The sequence below is a fragment of the Streptomyces sp. ICN903 genome (assembly GCF_022015835.1).
In the GTDB taxonomy this organism is placed as follows: Bacteria; Actinomycetota; Actinomycetes; order Streptomycetales; family Streptomycetaceae; genus Streptomyces; species Streptomyces fenghuangensis.
On sequence record NZ_JAKMAY010000516.1, the window covers coordinates 1 to 2,033 of the forward strand.

At 72.7% G+C, this 2,033-nt stretch carries 1 protein-coding gene; it reads left to right on the forward strand.

Annotated elements, in window-relative coordinates; all coding sequences use genetic code 11:
• The coding region (locus tag L7D48_RS28400) for a penicillin-binding protein 2 (RefSeq protein WP_237883907.1) at positions 1-1,866 on the forward strand (1,866 nt) is incomplete at its 5' end.
• Positions 1,867-2,033 lie beyond the last annotated feature (167 nt).

Genomic DNA, 2,033 nt, shown 5'->3' on the forward strand with positions numbered 1-2,033 from the left:
CCCCGGCCCGCCGCCCGCGCGTCCCGGCCCCGGCCCAGGCCGGGCACCGTACGGCTGAGCAGTCCGCGCCCCCGGCTGAGGCTGTTCGGCGTACTGCTGACCCTGGTGATGCTGGCCTTCACCGTGCGGCTGCTCCAGGTGCAGGCCGTGGACGCGAGCACCTACGCCGCCAAGGCCGACGTCAACCGCTACATCACCGTCCCGCTCGCCGCCGAGCGCGGCACCGTCACCGACCGCGACGGCGTCGCCCTGGCCACCACAGTCGACGCGTACGACATCACCGCCGACCCCTACCTGTTCACCCCCGAGCAGACGAAGGTCCCCGACGCGCCGGCCCAGGCGGCCGAGCTGCTCGCCCCCGTCCTCGGCGTGGACGAGAAGACGCTCACCGAGCGGCTCTCCCGGAAGGGGACCCGCTACGTCCTCCTGGCCCGGCAGCAGTCCCCGCAGGTCTGGCGGCAGATCACCGACCTCAAGCGCGTACTGGCCGGACGGCAGCGCGCAGGCGGGGGCCACCACGTGCTGGCCGGGGTGTACTCCGAGGAGCACGCCAAGCGGGTCTACCCGGGAGGGGAGCTCGCGGCCGCCGTGCTCGGCTTCGTCAACTCCGAGGGCAGGGGCCGCGGCGGCCTGGAGGCGAAGTTCGACAAGGTGCTGGCCGGGAAGGACGGCAAGATCACCTACGCCCAGTCCGGCGGTCGCCAGGTGCCCACCGGGGACGAGCACGAGCAGCCCGCGCGCCCCGGGTCGGACGTGGAGCTCACCCTCGACCGCGATATCCAGTGGGCCGCGCAGAGCGCCATCGAGGAGCAGGTCGAGAAGTCCGACGCGGACAGCGGCTACGTGATCGTCCAGGACGTCCGCAGCGGCGAGATCCTGGCCATGGCCAACGCTCCCGGCTACGACCCGGGCGACCTGTCCACGGCCAGTGCCTCGGCGCTGCGCAACGGCGCCGTGGAGGACGCCTACGAGCCCGGCTCCACCAGCAAGGTGATGTCCATGGCCGCGGTCCTGGAGGAAGGCGCGGCCACCCCGGGCACCCATGTCGTGGTGCCCAACCGGCTGCCGCGGGCGGACCGCAGCTTCGCCGACGACGTCGACCACCCCACCTGGTACCTCACCCTCAACGGGGTGCTCGCCAAGTCCAGCAACATCGGCACCATCCTGGCCGTCGAGCAGCTGGGCGACACCCAGGCGGAGGCCAACCGGGTGCTCCACTCCTACCTGCGCGAGTTCGGCATCGGGCGGAGGAGCGGACTGGACTTCCCCGGCGAGACCCCCGGCATCCTCGCCGACCCCGAGGACTGGAACGCCTCGCAGCAGTACACCATCCCCTTCGGACAGGGCCTGTCGATCAACGCCGTCCAGGCGGCCTCGGTCTACTCCACCATCGCGAACGGGGGCGTACGCGTCGAACCCTCCCTGGTGCGCGGCACCACCGGGCCCGACGGCGAGTGGAAGCCCGCGCCGAAGCCGCAGCGCAACCGTGTCGTCAGCGAGAAGACCGCCACGACGCTCGCCGCCATGCTGGAGTCGGTGGTGGCGGACACGGAGGGCACCGGCACCACCGCGCGCATCCCCGGCTACCGGGTGGCGGGCAAGACCGGAACGGCCAACCGGGTGGACCCCGAAACGGGCCGCTACAACGGCTACACCTCCTCCTTCGCCGGGTTCGCCCCCGCCGACGCGCCCCGCGTCACCGTCTACTGCGCCGTGCAGAACCCCAAGAAGGGCAGCTACTTCGGCAGCCAGGTGTGCGGCCCGGTGTACCAGCAGGTCATGAAGTACACGCTCAAGGCCCTGCGGATCCCCCCGACCGGCGCCGAGCCCCCGCGTCTGCCCGTCACCTTCGACCCCCGGGACTGACCCGGGAACCGACCGGAAAGCGACCGTGAGAACCATCGACGACCTCCCCCGCAACAGCCCCGGCACCACCGGCGGCGCGCCCGGCACACCCGGCCCCTCGCTTCGCGGCGGGCCCGGCACGGCGGGTACGCTCACCGCCGTGCCACACGCTGATCAGACCCCATCCC